The organism is Streptococcus oralis (assembly GCF_001578945.1).
Classification (GTDB): domain Bacteria; phylum Bacillota; class Bacilli; order Lactobacillales; family Streptococcaceae; genus Streptococcus; species Streptococcus oralis_Q.
The window spans coordinates 100048-119069 of the sequence record NZ_KQ969553.1; the positions used below are offsets into that span (position 1 = coordinate 100048).

Sequence of the window (19022 nt, forward strand, 5' to 3'; positions counted from 1 at the left end):
TTGAAAGGTGCGTTTTTTTGATGGAACAAAGTAAGAGACTTTAATAGAAAATTCTCCATACCATTAAAACGCTAGCACAACAGAGGAAAAACAGGTATACTATTGTTAATTAGACTGAATCGGATAAAGAAGAGGGGAATTTATGATGAAAAAACTAGCACTAACAGTGGTACTTTTGGGGATGGCACTATTGACATTGACTGGTTGCTTTACAAAAAGTAGCCGAAGATTTATTGAGGGGAAGGCTTCAGAGCTCAGCCAGGTCTACCCGACGGAGGATCTGGAAGATTTGTTTGAAAAGTTTCCGGGTGGGTTTAGTATTTGGAGTGAAGATCTTTATGATTATGAAGAGGAGGGTTATCTGTTCCAATCTGTAAAGTTAAAGGGTGATATTGAGACTCAAAAAATTATTGGAACCGTTTTATGGAAGGAAGTAACTTTTGATAATGATAATAAAAAACATACAGAAATACTCTATGAAGGTGGAGTAGTTTATAAAGATGGAATGATTCAATTGATGGATCCTCAGGCAAATGCGACGATAAGAAATCCTAAGCTATTGGTCCAAGAATTTACAATCAATAGAAATACCCTGTCAAAACTAAAAATGGGTAGAAAAAGCTATAGTTTTGAAACAGGGAGCGCGGATATTGACTACACTATCACAGACCCGATAGTAAATAATTATATGAGAGTGGAGCAGGATAAAGAACTAAAGATGATTTTTTATATCATGTCTGGGACTGTTGAAAATAAAGCTTATAGCTATACTTTGGATATTAAAGATGGGCATAACTCTCATTCGGAATTATTTAGTGGTTACAAAAAACAAGAATTTAAACTTTATAATGACTGATGGGGGGATTTATGATGAAAAAACTAGTACTAGCAGTGGTACTTTTAGGAATCACGCTGTTGACATTGACAGGTTGCTTTGCAAAAAGTAGCCGAAGATTTATCGAGGGAGAGGCTTCAGAGTTAAGCAAGGTCTACCCGACGGAGAATCTGGAAGATTTGTTTGATAAGTTTCCGGAAGGGTTTCAGATCCGTATAACAGATATTAGTGAGGATAGTGAAGACTCTCCTTCAATTAGTTATCAGGTAGTTTTAAATGGAATTTCTGAGACCAAAGAAATAAAAGGAGAAATTATCAAAGAAAGCTCATTCGAAAATTCAGATGGGAAAATTGAAGAAGAAATGCTATATAAAGGAAATGTCTACTACAAAGATGGCAGCCTTCATTTATCAGAAGGAAGCTCTTCTAATAATAAAGAGAAAGGTGACTTAAAACATACCCGTCTTTTAATGCAGGAATTCTCTATTTCAAGGTCTAGTTTAAAAGGTCTAGAAGTAGTTCGGAAAGGCTATAGCTTTGAGACCGGTTCTGCTAGCATCACCTATAAACTTAAAAATGAACAAGTAAATGATTATTTAGGTTTAGAAAGTGATGCCCAACTTAATATGGATATAAATATTCCTGAACCAACGGTATCAGGAAAGAATTACGGTTACTCCATCGTTTTTAGAAAAGATAGGCTCTACCATTCAGAAGGCATCATAGGGAAACTGGAGGGATATTAGTCGTGAGAGGAAGTCAAGGAATTATCTTGATTCCTGAGAAGTAGGGGTAATTTATGATGAAAAAATTAGCACTCACAGTGGTACTTTTGGGAGTGGCACTATTGATATTAACTGGTTGCTTTACAAAAAGCAGCCGAAGATTTATTGAGGGAAAGGCTGCAGAATTAAGCAAAGTCTATCCGACAGAGAATCTGGAAGACTTGTTTGAAAAGTTCCCGGAGGGGTTTCAGATTATTAGTACTGAATCTAGACAAGAAACAGAAGATAGTCCGTCTATTAGTTTTGAAATAACACTGAATGGAAATCCAAATACTAAAGAAATAGCAGGAGAATTGGTTAAACGAAGGGCAATGACGGACTCAAATGGTCATTTAGAAGAAGAAGTTCTATTTCAAAAGGAAGTATACTATAAAGGTGGAAATCTTCATTTAGTGAGCAATAGTGATGAAGAAATTTTTAATTTAAAACACTCAAAACTATTAGTACAATTATTCACAATTTCAAATGATGAGTTAAAGAAATTGAAAGTAAAACAAAAATCATATAGTCCTGAAACTGGTTCAGCAACTATTACTTATCGATTAAAAAATAAAATAATTAATCAGTATATGGGATTGAATGGTGGTAATGATTTAGATATGTCAGTAAATATTTTTTATGAGACAATCCATAACAATGACTTTGGTTATTCATTGGAGTTTCGTGACAAGAATGATTACTACTATTCATATTATTCTGAAGTTATTTCAGAGAAGAAGCAGGGGGAGTAATAATGGCTCTTAAAACTTTGGATGGAAAGATCCCAACACTAGATGCCTCTCAATTAAGCTATGAATTTGAAAAAGCAAGAATTAAAGGGGTCGAAGGGACAAATAATTTATTAAGAGAATATTCGAAACAAGAAAATGTTGCAATGCCCGAGAATTTCGAGTATGTGTCCAGTTTTCGTGACCCTCATACAGGAACCAGCGGGGCTGCCTTTAAAGATACTACAAGTGGAAAGACTATTATTGCCTATACAGGTACCAATCCTGATAGTGACTTGGTAAACGATGCAGTTTTGACAGATGGGCTCAGTATTGGGGTTGGGACGGGCCACCATTACAGTTCGGCTTATCAGTTCTACGAGGATGTTCTTAAAAAGAACAACTTAGATCCAGAAGACGTTATCTTGACAGGTCACTCCTTGGGTGGAAATGTTGCTCAGCGTGTCGCTCTGAAATACAATGCTCCGAAAACCATTGTCTACAACGCTGCTCCCCTCTACGTTCCCGCAGGTGCTGCTGTGGGGAATGGACTGATTGGCAATCCTTTAATAGCATTTGCTTCTGCCCAAAATATAGCGGAGATAGAAAGTGATAAAGCTAGGTTCACAGGAAGTGTCACACGGATTACGACAGAGAGAGATCCTTTGAATATTGGGGCTGTTGCCTAGATTGAATCCGAACCTTAAAACTGGTATAATTTAAGTAACTATCTTGGATTCTGAGAAGGAGGAGCAATCCATGTTTAAAAAAATTGCAATGATAATGTTATTAGGAGGGCTTGGAATGATGATATTAGCTGGATGTAGTGAAAAGAATAGTCGAAAATTTATCGAAGGGAAGGCAGTTGAGCTCAGCAAGGTCTATCCAACGGAGAATCTGGAAGATTTGTTTGATAAGTTTCCGAAGGGATTTAACATCACTACAAATGATTTATATGATTATAATGAAGATGGAAGTTATACACTTCAAAAAATTAGCTTAAATGGTGATTCTGAGACAAAACAGTTTTCTGGAAAAATACTGGAAAAAAGAATTACTGTTGACGAAAAAGGGAAGATTAGTGAGAAAGTTGTTTATGATGGGGAGATAGAATATCAAAATAGTGAGATTCAGTTGAAAGATACGCAAGCTAAAATTACTATTAGACACCCTAAATTACTGATTCAAAAATTTACTATACAAAAGGACTTTCTTTCACAATTATCTCTTAATAAAAAAAGTTATAGCACGGAAACAGGGGCTGCTCATATAAGTTATTTTTTAGAAAATAAAGAGTTGAGTGATTATATGGCTGTTACTCAAGATACAAAGTTAAAAATGGTTATTTATATTATGTATGAAACAATGGAAAATAAGGCATATAACTATACTTTAGATATTCAAAATGGTCATAATTCATATTCAGAAACAATTGGAGGCTGAAGTAATTCAAGGATGTAGTAACAGGAACTGCTAGTAGTGAATATAAGCTTTTAAAAAGGAGAAAATATGAGTAAAAATAAGGAGCCGATTGTTTTAGATGGCAGTGTTCCAACGCTAGATGCTTCAGAATTGACTTATGAATTTGAGAAAGCCAGAATAGAAGGGGCATCAGATAGTGAAGTGTTGGGTAAATATTCTGGAACTGAGAATAAAATCATGCCCGAGAATTTTGAGTACGTGTCCAGCTTTCGTGACCCTCATACAGGAACCAGCGGGGCTGCCTTTAAAGATACTACAAGTGGAAAAACGATCATTGCTTACACAGGGACCAATCCTGACACGGACTTGGTAAATGATGCAATCTTGACAGATGGAATCGGTATTGGGGTTGGGACGGGGCATCATTATAGCTCGGCTTATCAGTTTTATGAGGATGTTCTTAAAAAGAATGGCTTAAATCCAGAAGATGTTATCTTGACAGGTCACTCACTGGGTGGAAATATCGCTCAGCGTGTCGCTCTGAAATACAATGCTCCGAAAACCATTGTCTATAACTCAGCTCCTCTCTATGTTCCTACAGGTGCAGTTGTTGGGAATGGCCTGATTGGCAATCCCTTAGTAGCACTCGCTACTGCCAAAAATATAGCAGAGATAGAAAGTGATAAAGCTCAGTTCACAGGAAGTGTCACACGGATTACGACAGAGAAAGATCCTTTGAATAATTGGTCGGATCGGTTTGGCGGAGTTTATGTGGGAGAGGAGTATGTTATCCCCCATTCAGGTGGGCACTTAATGGGGGATTTACGCGCAGTTAGTGGTGATATCCAGAAGATTGAGCAGTCTACGATTGCCATAGAGAGCGTTGAAAGAAGTACACAAACCAAATTAAAAGGCGTTCAAAGTAAGAAAGAACGCTTCAAAGTCAATGATATCGGTACGGCTTCTCCAAATGGGCTATCTAAGGCAGAACTCATTGCGCTGGACTCAGAACAGGCGCTGGTGGTTGCTAGCGGATTGTCTACTACTTCCAGTGCAACGGTTGATTTGATAGCTGCAAAAGGGACGAGTGCAGTTGAGCGAGCCCTTAAATTGTATAGTAGTCTTGGTGATGTACCGTTTGGTTTTCTCCTATCTTCTGATGAAGTCAGAGCAACCTACAATGAATGTGGTGTCAACTATGGAAGCGTTGTTGAAACGGTGGACAGTCATTGCACATCCGTCAAATCAAATGCAAATAAGGTTGCGACGTCCTTTGTCGACTTGGAGGCAAAGATTAAGTCAGGAGTTGAACAAACCGTTCAGAAAGATAAAGAATTACAAGGACTAATTGCTCATGGATAAGTGGAGTGAGATTAGGGCTAAGCTAGTGGATGCCCAAGAAGAACTCTATCAGATTGGCGATCAATACCGACAGTCAAAGGATGATTTGGATACCAAGTGGAGCTTTTTGAATGATTTTCATAAGGGATTAAATCAAAAATTTGATGAAAAGCATTCCCTTGTGTTGTCAGCCTATTCAAAAATGCCGGATGCGACTGAGGACATGCTTAATGCTGCGGTGGAAACCATAAATCGGTACAGGATGGTGAATGAAGAGGAGTTTAGAACTCGGAGACGTGAGCTGGAAAGAAAATATGACGATTTAGAAGATAGCTATAAGAAAAAGTGTCGAAAACAAGAGGCAGTCATTGAGCAACTTTCTAGTGAACTAAGAGCATGTCAGTCAGATGAAAAATAGGAGGGAAACGGATGGGGCTACTTGAAGATATTGGTACTGGAATTTATGATTTTGCTTCAGATACAATGGACAACATCGGTAATGGGGTCTCTGAACTGAATGATATGGCTAGAAGCCAGATTCCAGGTGTGAGAGAAGTAGAGGATGCCATACACGGGGCTTATGATTGGGGGATGGATCAGTTACGCTCTTTTGAAGTCTATAGCGAGATTGAGAAGAGATTAGAAAGATCACTTATCAGAACCTTATATGTTCCAGCTAAAAAACGGGCGGTAGCTCGTGTTATTAAAGAGTTTGATACAGGCGTTCAAAAAGTCTGCCAAAAGGCAAAGACTACGATTGATTCCGTTAATAATCAAATCGATGCGGAAATCAAAGGGGAGTTTTCAAACGCCATTCAAGATACAGTTAGTAAAGAAAATCTCAAGTGGGAGAAATTGGTTTAAAACAAAAATAGAAATAGTTGACTCACTATTTTTTTACAAAAATCAAACCCGCACCTCAATCAAGGGTGCGGGTTTTGTCTTATCTGAAAGTTTTATTTACAGTGCTTTCCCAACCAGAATCTCCGCTTTGATGGTAATCTCAGTCAACTGACTCCAGTCAATCTTGGTTTGATCAACGTGAAAGAGTAAGGGTGTCATGGCAAGCAGAGCTTGGCGTTGCTCTGCTGTGATGGGTTCTGTTAAGGAAGCTATTTGGCTAGATTGGATGCCTTCATCGCAGGTGTATTCTCTCCTAGATTGCAAGAACTCGTCTTTAAACAAATACCTGAGGAGTCAATGGGAGCGGTTCAATCCTCTATTGGTGCTATTACGGTTGTTTTACCAAGTCTATTCACAATCGTTTTCGTAGCAATTGCTACAAGTTTTGGGCCCCTATCGGTCAGCTTTACTCTGTTACTATTGCTCCTAACCGCATTTATCACGCTCTTAAATATTCGTGAAAGTATTTAGCGGAGACTTTGTATAATATGTGTTTGAGACTGGATAGCCATTCTTTTTATGACGGCCAAAATCGGCATTCTTTTTTCTCTTTACCGAATGTGTTATAATAGTCCATACTGTAGCTGGAGTCTATTCAGTCCACTTATGAAGACAATACGAGGAGAAAGATGAAAGAAAAAGGATTTTGGGAAGGTGTGCAGGCTGCCATGCCGACTGCCCTTGGCTATATTAGCATTGGTCTAGCTTGCGGGATTATCGGTGCGCCCTATGTGACACCTGTTGAGATGGGCTTGATGAGCCTCTTTGTTTATGCTGGGAGTGCCCAGTTTGCCATGTTGGCATTGATTGCGGCCCAAGCGCCTGTGGCAGCCATTGCCATGACGGTCTTTTTGATCAACTTGCGCCTCTTTTTGCTGAGTTTGCATGCATCGACCTATTTCCGTCATACTAGTCTCTGGCAAAATATCGGCATGTCCAGTCTCCTGACAGATGAGACCTACGGGGTTTTGATGGGAGAATTAGCCCATACAGACAAGGTCCATCCCATGTGGATGCACGGTAACAATCTCAATAGTTATGTAGCCTGGTTTATTGGGACAGTTGCGGGGACAGCTTTAGGTGGGCTTCTTCCAAATCCTGAGGTCTTTGGATTAGACTTTGCCCTGGTCGGTATGTTTATCGGGATTTTTGCTTCGCAATTTCAGATTATGCAAAGACGGATTCCTGTCCGCAATCTGCTGGCTATCTTAACAGTTGTTGCTGTATCTTTCTTTTTGCTCCTGACAGTGGTGTCTCAGTCACTAGCTGTCTTAGTAGCGACCTTACTTGGGTGTACGATGGGGGTGGTCTTAGATGGTCAGTAAGTATCTTTTATTAGCAGTTATTTTCTCTGGCTTGGTGACGTGGATTCCCCGTATGATTCCCTTCATCTTGGTCAAGTATAAGGGCTTACCTGCAATTGTTGAGCGTTTTTTGAAGTTCTTGCCTGTTTCCATTATCTTTGCCTTGATCCTTTCAAGCGTAGTGACAGGTAAGGTCGGCAACCTTCCACAAATCAAATGGCTGGACTTTTTAGCAGTCTTTCCAACGGCTTGGGTAGCCTTTCGCTACCGCAATCTAGTCGGAACAGTTCTCTTTGGAGTGGTCTTGATTGCACTTTTACGTTTTATCTTTTAAAGTGGTCATAAAGAGAACTTATCACGGTGATAGGTATCAGATAATGGCGAAAAAAATTTTTTTCTGTTAAGATAGTACAGTATTCTATTTTGGAGGAAATGACATGAAAAAAATCGTCAAATATTCATCTCTTGCTGCCCTAGGGCTCGTTGCTGTAGGAGTACTAGCAGCTTGCTCAGGTGGAGATAAGAAAGATACCGCGTCTAGTGAAGCAGCAACATCTGGTAAGAAAGAAATTGTCGTTGCAACCAATGCTTCACCAAAACCATTTAACTATGAGGAAAACGGTGAATTGACAGGATATGAGATCGAAGTCATCCGTGCCATCTTTAAAGATTCAGACAAGTATGAAGTGAAGTTTGAAAAAACCGAATGGTCAGGAGTCTTTGCAGGGCTCGATGCAGACCGTTACCAAATGGCTGTCAACAACATAAGCTACACTAAAGAGCGTGCTGAAAAGTACCTCTATGCAGCACCAACAGCTGTCAATCCAAACGTGCTTGTTGCCCACAAGGATGACAACAGCATTAACTCTTTGGATGACATTGGTGGAAAAACAACAGAAGTAGTTCAAGGAACTACAACTGCTAAGCAATTGGAAGACTACAACGCTCAGCATGCGGACAATCCAACTGTGATCAACTACACCAAGGCTGACTTCCAACAAACCATGAGACGTTTAGCAGACGGACAAGCAGACTACAAGATCTTTGACAAGATTGGGGTAGAAACAGTCATCCGTAACCAAAGTTTGGACAACTTGAAAGTCATCGAACTTCCAAGCGACCAACAACCATACGTATACCCACTTCTTGCCAAAGGTCAAGATGAGTTGAAGACATTTGTGGACAAACGAATCCAAGAACTTTACAAAGATGGAACTCTTGAGAAATTGTCTCAACAATTCTTTGGTGGTTCTTACCTACCAGCAGAAACTGATATTAAATAAGAAATTGGAATCATCCACCTACTAAGTTGGGTGATTTTTCAGTATTTAAGCCTATAGTTTTAAACTATATATCTGCCTATCTAATAACAATTTGTTAAATCAAACAATTTATGAGATACTAGTACAGTATTATTTTTAAGGAGAAAGAATCATGAAAATTAAAAAATGGCTTGGTGTAGCAGCTCTTGCTACAGTCGCAGGTTTGGCTTTGGCGGCTTGCGGAAATTCAGACAAGAAAGCAGATAGCGAAACAGTTATCAAAATTGCAACAGTTAACCGGAGCGGTTCTGAAGAAAAACGTTGGGACAAGGTCCAAGAATTGGTTCAAAAAGACGGAATCAAGTTGGAATTTACTGAGTTCACAGACTACTCTCAACCAAACAAGGCAACTGCTGATGGCGAAGTAGACTTGAATGCTTTCCAACACTACAACTTCCTCAACAACTGGAACAAGGAAAATGGGCAAGATCTCGTAGCAATTGCAGATACTTACATCGCTCCTATCCGTCTCTACTCAGGATTGAATGGTAGTGAAAACAAATACACAAGCGTAGACCAAATCCCAGCTAACGGAGAAGTCGCAGTACCAAACGATCCAACTAATGAAAGCCGAGCCCTTTACCTTCTTCAATCAGCTGGCTTGATCAAATTGGATGTTTCAGGTACGACTCTTGCGACCATTGCCAACATCACAGAAAATCCAAAAAATTTGAAAATTACTGAATTGGACGCTAGCCAAACAGCTCGTTCATTATCATCAGTTGATGCTGCTGTTGTAAACAATACCTTCGTAACAGAAGCAAAATTGGACTACAAAAAAGCTCTTTACAAAGAACAAGCAGATGAAAACTCAAAACAATGGTATAATATCATCGTTGCGAAAAGTGATTGGGAAAGCTCACCAAAAGCAGACGCAATTAAGAAAATTATTGCAGCTTACCATACAGATGATGTGAAAAAAGTGATCGAAGAAACTTCAGACGGTTTGGATCAACCAGTTTGGTAATCAGATATAGGGAGGTGGGAGAGCGATTTTCCACCTCTTGCTTTGTCTAGGGCTTGAATGGAGAAAGGGACAAAAGACAATCGTAGAAAGGTAAGAAGAAAATGGCTTTTTCGAGTGAACAAGAACAGATTGAAAAATTTGAAAAGGATCAGGTAGCGCAGCATTATTTTGAGGTGTTGCGGACTTTGATTTCCAAGAAATCCGTCTTTGCTCAGCAGGTTGGGCTCAAGGAAGTTGCCCAGTATCTGGGAGAGATTTTTAGGCATGTCGGTGCGGAGGTAGAGATTGATGACAACTATACCGCCCCCTTTGTTATGGCTCATTTCAAAAGTTCACGTCCGGATGCAAAAACCATTATCTTTTATAACCACTACGACACGGTTCCAGCTGATGGAGATCAGGTTTGGACGGGAGAACCTTTTACCCTGTCTGTGCGCGATGGGATCATGTATGGACGTGGTGTCGATGACGACAAGGGGCATATCACGGCTCGTTTGAGTGCGGTCAGAAAATACTTGCAGGCTCATGAGGATCTGCCTGTCAATATCAGTTTTATCATGGAGGGAGCGGAGGAATCTGCTTCGACAGACTTAGATAAATATTTAGAAAAACATGCGGACAAACTCCGTGGAGCTGATTTATTGGTCTGGGAACAGGGGACAAAAAATGCCTTGGACCAGCTAGAAATCTCTGGTGGAAACAAGGGGATTGTGACCTTTGATGCCAAGGTAAAAAGTGCTGATGTGGATATCCACTCGAGTTATGGTGGAGTTGTGGAGTCAGCCCCCTGGTACCTGCTTCAGGCTTTGACTAGTCTACGAGCTGCTGACGGTCGTATTCTGGTAGAGGGCTTATACGAAACTGTGCAAGAACCCAATGAGCGTGAACTGGACTTGGTGGACACCTATGCCCAACGCAATCCAGAGGAAATCAGCCGTATTTACGGTTTGGAATTACCGCTCTTACAAGAGGAACGTGCAGCCTTTCTAAAACGTTTCTTTTTCGAGCCAGCTCTTAATATCGAAGGAATTCAGTCAGGCTACCAAGGACAAGGCGTTAAAACGATTTTGCCAGCAGAAGCCAGTGCCAAGTTGGAAGTTCGTTTGGTTCCGGGCCTTGAACCACATGATGTCCTGAAAAAAATCCGGAAACAGCTAGACAAAAATGGCTTTGATAAGGTAGAATTAAACTACACTTTGGGTGAGATGAGTTACCGGAGCGATATGAGTGCTCCCTCCATACTCAATGTCATTGAGCTTGCAAAAGGCTTTTATCCACAAGGTGTGTCAGTTTTGCCAACAACAGCTGGAACGGGTCCCATGCATACAGTCTTTGAAGCCTTGGAAGTTCCGATTGCTGCCTTTGGTCTGGGCAATGCTAATAGCCGAGACCACGGGGGTGATGAAAATGTGCGCATTGCTGATTACTACACCCATATTGAATTAGTAGAGGAGCTGATTAGAAGTTATGAGTAGAGATATTATTAAGTTAGATCAGATCGATGTGACTTTTCATCAAAAGAAGAGAACTATCACAGCGGTCAAGGATGTGAGCATTCACATCCAAGAAGGGGATATCTACGGAATCGTTGGATATTCTGGAGCAGGGAAATCAACCCTTGTACGGGTGATTAACCTCTTGCAAAAGCCATCTGCAGGGAAAATTACTATTGACGACGATGTGATTTTTGATGGCAAGGTGACCTTGACGGCCGAGCAGTTGCGTCGTAAACGTCAAGATATCGGGATGATTTTCCAGCACTTTAACCTGATGAGTCAAAAGACAGCAGAGGAGAATGTGGCTTTTGCCCTCAAACATTCTGGACTCAGCAAGGAAGAAAAGAAAGCTAAAGTAGCTAAGTTGTTGGATTTGGTTGGTTTGGCGGATCGTGCTGAAAACTATCCTTCACAACTATCTGGAGGGCAAAAACAGCGTGTGGCCATTGCGCGTGCCTTGGCCAATGACCCAAAAATCTTGATTTCAGATGAGTCAACTTCTGCCCTTGACCCGAAGACAACCAAGCAGATTTTGGCCTTGTTGCAAGATTTGAACCAAAAATTAGGCTTGACGGTTGTCTTGATTACGCATGAAATGCAGATTGTTAAAGACATTGCCAACCGTGTGGCAGTTATGCAGGATGGGCATTTGATTGAAGAGGGTAGTGTCCTTGAAATTTTCTCAGACCCTAAACAACCTTTGACTCAAGACTTTATCTCAACAGCCACAGGTATTGATGAAGCCATGGTCAAGATTGAGAAGCAAGAAATTGTGGAAAATCTGTCTGAAAACAGCCTCTTGGTGCAACTTAAGTACGCTGGAGCTTCGACAGACGAACCACTTTTGAATGAATTGTACAAACATTACCAAGTAACGGCCAATATCCTCTATGGAAATATCGAGATTCTTGATGGCACTCCTGTTGGAGAATTGGTTGTGGTCTTGTCAGGTGAAAAAACAGCGCTAGCAGGTGCCCAAGAAGCCATTCGTCAAGCAGGCGTACAGCTAAAAGTATTGAAGGGAGGACAGTAAGATGGAATCATTGATTCAAACCTATTTACCAAATGTTTATAAAATGGGCTGGTCTGGTCAGGCTGGCTGGGGAACTGCTATCTATTTGACTCTGTATATGACTGTGATTTCCTTTATCATCGGAGGATTTTTGGGGCTAGTTGCAGGACTCTTCCTTGTCTTGACTGCTCCGGGTGGTGTTTTGGAGAATAAAGTGGCTTTTTGGATCTTGGATAAAATCACCTCAATCTTCCGTGCGGTACCCTTCATTATTCTCTTGGCGGTCTTGTCACCATTTTCACACTTAATCGTGGGAACGAGTATTGGTCCTAACGCCGCTATTGTGCCTTTATCATTTGCGGTCTTTGCCTTTTTTGCCCGTCAGGTGCAGGTGGTTTTAGCTGAGCTGGATGGCGGTGTGATTGAAGCAGCGCAGGCTAGTGGAGCTACCTTCAGAGACATTGTTGGAGTATACTTGTCAGAAGGATTACCCGATTTAATCCGTGTGACGACTGTGACCTTGATTTCCCTTGTTGGGGAAACAGCCATGGCCGGTGCGGTTGGAGCAGGTGGTATTGGTAACGTAGCCATCGCTTATGGTTTTAACCGTTACAATCACGATGTGACCATCCTAGCAACCATTATTATCATCTTGATTATCTTTACGATCCAGTTCTTGGGAGATTTCCTGACCAAGAAATTAAGTCATAAATAAAAAGAGCGTGTAGCTCTTTTTTAGTGATTAAATTTTATCTGCTAATTTTTTACTCAAAGCTTGTCCAATTAAAGCTCCCATCACAGCACCGAGGAGAATGCTTGTGGCAAAGAGAAAAATCTTGTCTAACTCTGGTGCGACCATGATACGGTCAATATATTCTTGAGACTTCCCGCGGGCGATGAGAGTTGCTGTGTAGGATTTTGGACTAATCCACATGAGAAGGATGGGGCCACTTGTGCTAAAAGCAAAGATGAGGAAGGAGAGAAGGTTTTTAACCTTATCTTTGTAACGTCCAAGATAAGCGATGCCATCCGCTACCAAACCGCAAATAAGTCCTGGAAGAAAGGTTCCTGCTCCGTGTTTACTAGTCAAGAAAAAGAATGCCATAAAGAGTCCAAGAGTGGTGATAGCTCCAAAACGAGGAACCTTTGTCAAGAGGAGCATGTAGACGCTACCCCCGACAAGGGCAGAAAAGGCAGGTGCATAGAACATATTGCCCGTTGAATCCACCAAGTGTCCTATCAATACTCCAATCCCCATACAGAGAAAGTAGAGGACGACGGCTAAGAGGGTAGTTAAGATATTTTTCTTCATGAGAATCTCCTTGATACAAACTAACAAAACCAATTGTATCATGCTTTTTGGGAATTGTAAATGGGAGCTCTATATTTTTGAAAACGTTTGAAATATGATATAATAGTTACACAGTTGTTTTAAGGAGGATATCATGGGAAAATTTCTAGAACTCGTCTTTAATCGTTTCTTTTTAGGAATGCTTACGACGGCTTTTTTCTGGTTATTAACACTAGCAGGAGGTATCGTGTTCGGATTAGCGCCAGCTAGTGCAAGCCTTATGACTTTATATGCAGAGCATGGCTACAATTATCGGGCTTACAATTTGAAGGAAGCTTGGACGCTTTTTAAGAGCAACTTTATCAAGAGTAATCTCACATTTTACAGTTTCATGGGTGTAGATTTTATTTTGATCTATGGCCTATATCTCCTGATCCAATTGCCCCACCAGACCATTTTTCATCTTTTGGCGACCTTTCTTAATGTACTCGTCATTGCTTTTATTTTCTTGGCTTATGCTGTTTCATTGAAGCTACAAGTTTATTATGAGCTTTCTTATCGAAACACTGTAAAGCTTGCTCTTATCGGGATTTTCATGAGCTTACCTGCGATTGCCAAGGTTTTACTTGGATCAGCGCTCCTTGTAGGAGTTGGTTATTATATGCCCGCCTTGCTCTCCTTTGTAGGAATTGGTATGTGGCATTTCTTTATTAGTGATATGTTGGAACCCGTATATGAAAGTATCCATGAAAAATTGGCGACAAAATAAAATGAAGCCGTTCTGGCTCCACTCTCTCTTGCGAATCTATACCCTGGTGATGATTGTCATCATTGCGAGTTTTGCACTCATGTTCTCCTATGCTGATTGGAGTTCCCGTGAAAAAGAAGCCCAACTTGTTGCTCAGCGAGTGACGACCCGTACGGTTAGCGAAATTGATTACTATTATAGAGAATCTGCCCAACTGGCGCAGGGATTAGTTGAAAATCGGGCTCGGATAGAGGGGATTTATAGGTATTTTAGCCTAAGTACGTCGGATTATTTTTACTGGTTGTTACAGCGCAGAACATCTCCCTATATTTCAGTATCCTTGTATGAAAATATTGACGATTTGTATGTAAGAAATGACTTCGTGACAGGAGTTGCAATCGTGTTGCAAGACTACAAGGAAGTCTATGTTTCTACTAGAGAGAAGCGAAATGGAGAGAAAATTCCTGCTGAGGACTTCAAACCAGTGGCCAATAGTTTTGCCATACCCGTACTTGATCCCAACTCCGATCAGCCTCTAGGTGTTATCTATATCTCTTTATCGCAGGATGTGCTTTACCAAGCGATTGATAATACTCGCGGTCTGATTCCTGTGGCCGTAACGGTAACCTCTCCTTTTGATACTGAATTGTTTCATATAGGTGAAAATGTAGTAGCAGAACAGGAAAATTGGATTGTTGGTTTAACATCACATGGCTATCAAGTCCAATCAGCAGTTCCTAAGAATTTTGTTCTTACCGGAACTTTAACCAGCTCTGCCGTAATTGTTGGTTTGAGTATTCTCTTTATTATTATTTTATATGTGACCTTGAGACAGACCTTTTCCAATTATCAAAAGCAGGTTGTGGATTTGGTGGATTCTATTGAGGTTATTGCTCAGGGAGAAGAAGGACTTCGAATTGATACCTCAGAGAAAGACCAGGAATTGCTTCTCATCGCGGAAACAACCAACGATATGTTGGATCGATTGGAAAAAAATATACACGATATTTATCAATTAGAGCTTAGCCAAAAGGATGCCAATATGCGAGCTTTGCAAGCTCAAATAAACCCTCATTTCATGTATAATACACTAGAATTTTTGCGGATGTATGCAGTCATGGAGAGTCAAGATGAGCTGGCAGATATCATCTATGAATTTAGCAGTCTCTTGCGTAATAATATCTCTGACGAACGGGAAACGACGCTTAAGCAGGAGTTGGAATTTTGTCGTAAATACAGCTATCTTTGTATGGTGCGTTATCCTAAGTCCATCGCCTATGGTTTTAAGATTGCACCAGAACTGGAAGAAATGCGAATTCCTAAATTTACACTCCAACCATTAGTAGAAAACTACTTTGCTCATGGTATTGACCATCGGAGAACGGATAACGTTATCAGTATAAAGGCCTTGAAAGGTGAAGGATTTGTTGAAATTCTAGTGGAAGACAATGGTCGTGGAATGTCCGCAGAGAAATTAGCTAGTCTGCAAGAAAAATTAGCGTGTAGAAGCTTTGAGCACGAGGCAAGCTATATCGGAGAACGACAATCAATTGGAATAGTTAATGTACACGAACGCTTTGTTCTTTACTTTGGGGAGCGTTACCAGATTAGTATAGAGTCTGTGGAACAAAAGGGTGTTCAATACCATATTACGATCCAGAATGAATAGAAAGAGTAAAAATGTATAAAGTTTTATTAGTAGACGATGAGTATATGGTGACAGAGGGGCTCAAGCGATTAATTCCTTTTGAAAAATGGGATATGGAAGTTGTTGCCACAGCTAATCACGCAGATGATGCTTTGGACTACGTTAAGGAAAATCCAGTGGATGTGGTCATTTCCGATGTCAATATGCCAGATAAGACCGGACTTGAGATGATTAGGGAAATGAAAGAGCTACTTCCAGATACCTATTATATCTTGCTGTCTGGTTATCAGGAGTTTGACTACGTCAAAAAAGCCATGAACCTTAGTGTCGTGGATTATCTGGTTAAGCCAGTAGATAAGGTAGAGTTGAGTAGTTTATTAGAGAAAATCGCAAGACAGCTCCATGAGAAGGAAGAAGAAAGTCAAGTTCTCAGTCAAGAACTGGATGAAGAAGGATTTATTAGCTTTTTAGCAGGTAAAAAAAATTGGTGGATTGGTCTTTCTAAGAAAAAGCAAGGTTCGTTCATTATACCGTACTATGTATTGGGACAGGATTGGCAGATTTTTATCTCCAATCAACCTCTAGATGGAATAATGGTAACAGCATTTGAAACTCCCTATCAGCAATCCTTTGAGAATTGGAAACTCAACGTAGAAAAATCCCTCTTCTATGGTTCTGTAAATATGGAAAAATCGGAGAGCCCATTTGCTTATTATGAACCGATTTATCGAGTGATTATCCAAGGAAATGTCAACCAAATCATAGAAGAGTTGACTATGCTGGAAAAAATTGTCTTAGAAAATACACCGCGAGTTGCTATTACCAAACAACTGTTCACCCAGTTTGTCATGGATGTCTTTCATCTATTTGAACATTTACAGGCAGACGATATGACAGAGATTGTCAAAATCATTCATGCGATTAACTCCTTTGAAGAATTGGTTGCCTATATCAAAGAAACCTTGACCAAGTTCTTTGGCCAGTACCGCATGAATGAAAATGTGGTGAGCGTTCTGGAAGTGATTGGGCGTGATTATCAGAAAGAGCTCTCACTTAAGGATATTAGCAAGGATCTCTTTATCAATCCTGTCTATCTCGGTCAGCTGATCAAGAGGGAAACCAACTCCACCTTTGCAGAACTGCTCAATAAACAACGGATCAAGGCAGCACAACAGCTCTTACTTTCAACCAATGATAGTATTGAAGATATTTGCTATGCTGTTGGTTACAGCAATGTTGGATATTTTTATAAGGTTTTTCGCAAATTGTGTGGAAAATCACCTAAAGCTTATCGGAAACAGGTAGAAATTACGCTATAACGATTGTATTCCTTTACATAAGGTGCTATAATATCAATAATAATATTAGGAGGTTCTATCATGAAGAAGAAACCAATTTATCTTTGGGTTTTATTAGTTCTATCAGCATTGATTTCAGCTATGTCATTATTTGGCATCTTGAGTCCGGTTCCTAGTAAAGAGACCCTAGGTGCTAGTCAAACTCAGGTCCAAGGTTTCAGCGCCCAGCAGTTGGAGGATACGGTTAATTATCTACATAAGACAGCTGAATTATCGCATTCGACTGTTAACATCGTTTTGATTATTTTATCAGCGATTTTGGTAGTTGCAGGAATTGTTCTCTTGATTCGTAACAATTTGCAATATGCAAATTACGCTTACGTTGCTTATGTTTTGCTTGCCATAGTTGGTTCAATTTATACTTATGTAGGCATGCAAGATGCTGTGCAGGCTATCCGTGACGAAACTTTGCGACTAGGGACAGAAGTCCTTGGAAAGGGAACAACAATTTTATTTATTGTTATCAATGTACTTTTCCTTGTTATCGTCTTTTACAAGATGTGGCGTCAGCAAAAAGATTTGGCTGAAGAAGTCGAAGCAGAAGAAGTTGCCTAAGTATTGACAAAAAAGAACTATCAAGTTACAATCTTGGTAGTTCTTTTTAAAACGTAAACAAAAAAATCGAGGTCAACATGAAAAAAATATCCTTAGTGTATATCAGTCTGAGTGGGAATACAGAGAGTTTTGTAACACGGCTCAAGGATTATCTCCTGTCTCAGTACGAAGGGATTGAGGTCCAAAAAATCCATATCAAGGATTTGGTCAAGGAAGGCCAAGAATTCTTTGAAATGAAGCATCCTTATGTCGCTTTCTTGCCGACCTATCTAGAAGGTGGGAATGGTGTCGATAACGGCGATGTCGAGATTCTAACAACCCCACTGGGCGACTTTATCGCCTACGGGGACAATGCTAGTAAGTGTTTTGGGGTAGTAGGTTCTGGTAATCGTAATTTTAACAATCAATACTGTCTAACAGCCAAACAATACAGTCAACGCTTTGGTTTCCCTGTATTGGCTGACTTTGAAATGAGAGGGATGCTGGGAGATATTAAAAAGGTCGCAGCGATCATCGCGGATTTGTATGAATTATAGAAAAAAGTCGAGTTTTATGCTTGACTTTTTTAAATTTTTCCGATTGCAATCGCTTGCAAAATCTTATATAAGATATTATATTTGTGCTATAATAAAAATGGAAAAGAGGACAATATCATGAGACGTGCAAACATGTTTATTGCAGGTAGTTGTGGTCTATTATTGACCTTGTCCTCATTAGCTCCAGCAGGAGTTGTACTGGCAGAAGAACTGTCAGCCCCTCCTGTCGAACTTTTACAACGTGAAGTGTCTAGTCTTCAGCTTGAAGAAGGTAAAACCTATACCCTGCAAGAATTGCTATATAGAGCTTCGCTATCAACGTCTGAAAAAGAACAGTTAACTCAACAAATTATTGCGGTGTTCAGCGAGAAATCCTTGAAGAACAGTCACAATCAATGTTTCGTGCTTTAGTGACTTATGTTTATAAACATTTAAGTCCAGCTGAAGTGCGAGAGGCGGCTGATTTTTATGAAAAGGTTGGAAACCTAGCTGGCTTAATTCCTAAATATGGTGACTACATTCATGCTTTTTATGCATTGAGTGCATCTGATTATAGGTATGCAGCAGATAGGGGATGGGGAGTTGATTTGTTAATTACTTTAGCCCCTTATAACCCTAACTAGTACAGGTATGAACTTTAGCTTCAGATATTCCCATTAGTTTCATTGCATGAGGTACTGCTTATGTGGAAGAAATACCATAAGTATATCCCTTGGTTGCTTGTTGCAGTTATTGTTTCTTATAATACTGCTAGTTTAATTCAAGAAAATCACGTATTTTAGATAACCTAAA

The 19022-nt window shown here is 40.1% G+C and carries 22 protein-coding genes and 3 pseudogenes; 23 read left to right on the top strand and 2 right to left on the bottom strand.

Translation table 11 applies throughout. The annotated features are described in order from the left end of the window. Window positions 1–142: 142 nt before the first annotated feature. From SORDD16_RS07655 to SORDD16_RS07690, 8 genes and pseudogenes are all read left to right on the top strand, one after another. Window positions 143–856 (top strand): hypothetical protein, encoded by a 714-nt coding sequence (locus SORDD16_RS07655; protein WP_061452980.1) that lies wholly within the window; start codon window positions 143–145, stop codon window positions 854–856. Between the two features lie 11 nt (window positions 857–867). After that, window positions 868–1581 (top strand): hypothetical protein, encoded by a 714-nt coding sequence (locus SORDD16_RS07660; RefSeq protein ID WP_061452981.1) that lies wholly within the window; start codon window positions 868–870, stop codon window positions 1579–1581. Window positions 1582–1634: 53 nt separating this feature from the next. Continuing rightward, the gene (locus tag SORDD16_RS07665; RefSeq protein ID WP_061452982.1) at window positions 1635–2351 is read left to right on the top strand and encodes a tandem-type lipoprotein; all 717 of its coding nucleotides are present in this window, start codon (window positions 1635–1637) and stop codon (window positions 2349–2351) included. Between the two features lie 2 nt (window positions 2352–2353). Then, window positions 2354–2998 (top strand): annotated as a pseudogene (locus SORDD16_RS07670) (hypothetical protein); the annotation flags it as partial. A gap of 88 nt (window positions 2999–3086) precedes the next feature. After that, a complete protein-coding gene (locus tag SORDD16_RS07675) occupies window positions 3087–3770 on the top strand; it encodes a hypothetical protein (protein WP_061452983.1) in 684 nt (227 codons plus the stop codon). A 66-nt stretch (window positions 3771–3836) separates the two neighbouring features. Further along, the gene (locus SORDD16_RS07680; protein ID WP_061452984.1) at window positions 3837–5111 is read left to right on the top strand and encodes a Tle-like phospholipase domain-containing protein; all 1275 of its coding nucleotides are present in this window, start codon (window positions 3837–3839) and stop codon (window positions 5109–5111) included. Then, window positions 5104–5508, top strand: a complete 405-nt coding sequence (locus SORDD16_RS07685) for a hypothetical protein (protein ID WP_061452985.1) — start codon at window positions 5104–5106, stop codon at window positions 5506–5508. Before SORDD16_RS07680 ends, SORDD16_RS07685 begins: the two co-directional genes overlap by 8 nt. Before the next feature lie 11 nt (window positions 5509–5519). Beyond that, window positions 5520–5954: a hypothetical protein gene (locus SORDD16_RS07690; protein WP_061452986.1), complete on the top strand. Its 435-nt coding sequence runs from the start codon at window positions 5520–5522 to the stop codon at window positions 5952–5954. Window positions 5955–6050: 96 nt separating this feature from the next. Here SORDD16_RS07690 and SORDD16_RS11960 read toward each other — a convergent pair. Beyond that, window positions 6051–6221: pseudogene (locus SORDD16_RS11960) on the bottom strand (rRNA (guanine-N1)-methyltransferase); the annotation flags it as partial. Here SORDD16_RS11960 and SORDD16_RS10775 point away from each other — a divergent pair. The 8 genes and pseudogenes from SORDD16_RS10775 to SORDD16_RS07730 form a co-directional block, all read left to right on the top strand. Beyond that, window positions 6216–6464, top strand: a pseudogene (locus SORDD16_RS10775) (hypothetical protein); the annotation flags it as partial. The pseudogenes SORDD16_RS11960 and SORDD16_RS10775 sit on opposite strands and share 6 nt — an antisense overlap. A gap of 158 nt (window positions 6465–6622) precedes the next feature. Then, window positions 6623–7318, top strand: a complete 696-nt coding sequence (locus tag SORDD16_RS07700) for an AzlC family ABC transporter permease (protein WP_081215186.1) — start codon at window positions 6623–6625, stop codon at window positions 7316–7318. Further along, window positions 7308–7631 carry an AzlD domain-containing protein gene (locus SORDD16_RS07705; protein ID WP_061452988.1) on the top strand — a complete coding sequence of 108 codons (324 nt, stop codon included), beginning with the start codon at window positions 7308–7310 and terminating at the stop codon, window positions 7629–7631. The genes SORDD16_RS07700 and SORDD16_RS07705 overlap by 11 nt, the downstream gene beginning before the upstream one ends. A gap of 103 nt (window positions 7632–7734) precedes the next feature. After that, window positions 7735–8580, top strand: a complete 846-nt coding sequence (locus tag SORDD16_RS07710) for an amino acid ABC transporter substrate-binding protein (RefSeq protein ID WP_061452989.1) — start codon at window positions 7735–7737, stop codon at window positions 8578–8580. 151 nt (window positions 8581–8731) lie between these two features. Further along, window positions 8732–9586, top strand: coding sequence for a MetQ/NlpA family ABC transporter substrate-binding protein (locus SORDD16_RS07715; protein ID WP_061452990.1), 855 nt, complete (start codon window positions 8732–8734; stop codon window positions 9584–9586). Window positions 9587–9687: 101 nt separating this feature from the next. Beyond that, window positions 9688–11061, top strand: coding sequence for a M20/M25/M40 family metallo-hydrolase (locus SORDD16_RS07720; protein WP_061452991.1), 1374 nt, complete (start codon window positions 9688–9690; stop codon window positions 11059–11061). Then, entirely contained in the window at window positions 11054–12115 is a 1062-nt protein-coding gene (locus tag SORDD16_RS07725) for a methionine ABC transporter ATP-binding protein (RefSeq protein WP_061452992.1), read from the top strand. The genes SORDD16_RS07720 and SORDD16_RS07725 overlap by 8 nt, the downstream gene beginning before the upstream one ends. 1 nt (window position 12116) lies before the next feature. Beyond that, window positions 12117–12809 (top strand): methionine ABC transporter permease, encoded by a 693-nt coding sequence (locus SORDD16_RS07730; protein ID WP_061452993.1) that lies wholly within the window; start codon window positions 12117–12119, stop codon window positions 12807–12809. A 27-nt stretch (window positions 12810–12836) separates the two neighbouring features. Here SORDD16_RS07730 and SORDD16_RS07735 read toward each other — a convergent pair whose 3' ends face one another. Beyond that, the gene (locus SORDD16_RS07735; RefSeq protein ID WP_061452994.1) at window positions 12837–13406 is read right to left on the bottom strand and encodes an MptD family putative ECF transporter S component; all 570 of its coding nucleotides are present in this window, start codon (window positions 13404–13406) and stop codon (window positions 12837–12839) included. Window positions 13407–13539: 133 nt separating this feature from the next. Between SORDD16_RS07735 and SORDD16_RS07740 the strand changes: the two genes are divergently transcribed. The 7 genes from SORDD16_RS07740 to SORDD16_RS07770 all read left to right on the top strand — a co-directional run bounded on the left by SORDD16_RS07740 (window position 13540) and on the right by SORDD16_RS07770 (window position 18853). Next, entirely contained in the window at window positions 13540–14154 is a 615-nt protein-coding gene (locus tag SORDD16_RS07740) for a YesL family protein (RefSeq protein WP_061452995.1), read from the top strand. After that, complete coding sequence (locus SORDD16_RS07745) at window positions 14132–15802, top strand: sensor histidine kinase (RefSeq protein WP_081215187.1); 1671 nt, start codon at window positions 14132–14134, stop codon at window positions 15800–15802. The genes SORDD16_RS07740 and SORDD16_RS07745 overlap by 23 nt, the downstream gene beginning before the upstream one ends. Window positions 15803–15813: 11 nt before the next feature. Beyond that, complete coding sequence (locus SORDD16_RS07750) at window positions 15814–17100, top strand: response regulator transcription factor (RefSeq protein WP_061452996.1); 1287 nt, start codon at window positions 15814–15816, stop codon at window positions 17098–17100. Window positions 17101–17160: 60 nt separating this feature from the next. Then, window positions 17161–17694, top strand: coding sequence for an ABC transporter permease (locus SORDD16_RS07755; RefSeq protein WP_061452997.1), 534 nt, complete (start codon window positions 17161–17163; stop codon window positions 17692–17694). Between the two features lie 77 nt (window positions 17695–17771). Next, window positions 17772–18230 carry a class Ib ribonucleoside-diphosphate reductase assembly flavoprotein NrdI gene (gene nrdI, locus SORDD16_RS07760; RefSeq protein WP_061452998.1) on the top strand — a complete coding sequence of 153 codons (459 nt, stop codon included), beginning with the start codon at window positions 17772–17774 and terminating at the stop codon, window positions 18228–18230. 117 nt (window positions 18231–18347) lie between these two features. Continuing rightward, entirely contained in the window at window positions 18348–18641 is a 294-nt protein-coding gene (locus tag SORDD16_RS07765) for a hypothetical protein (protein ID WP_061452999.1), read from the top strand. Then, window positions 18626–18853 carry a hypothetical protein gene (locus SORDD16_RS07770; RefSeq protein WP_061453000.1) on the top strand — a complete coding sequence of 76 codons (228 nt, stop codon included), beginning with the start codon at window positions 18626–18628 and terminating at the stop codon, window positions 18851–18853. Before SORDD16_RS07765 ends, SORDD16_RS07770 begins: the two co-directional genes overlap by 16 nt. Window positions 18854–19022: the final 169 nt, after the last annotated feature.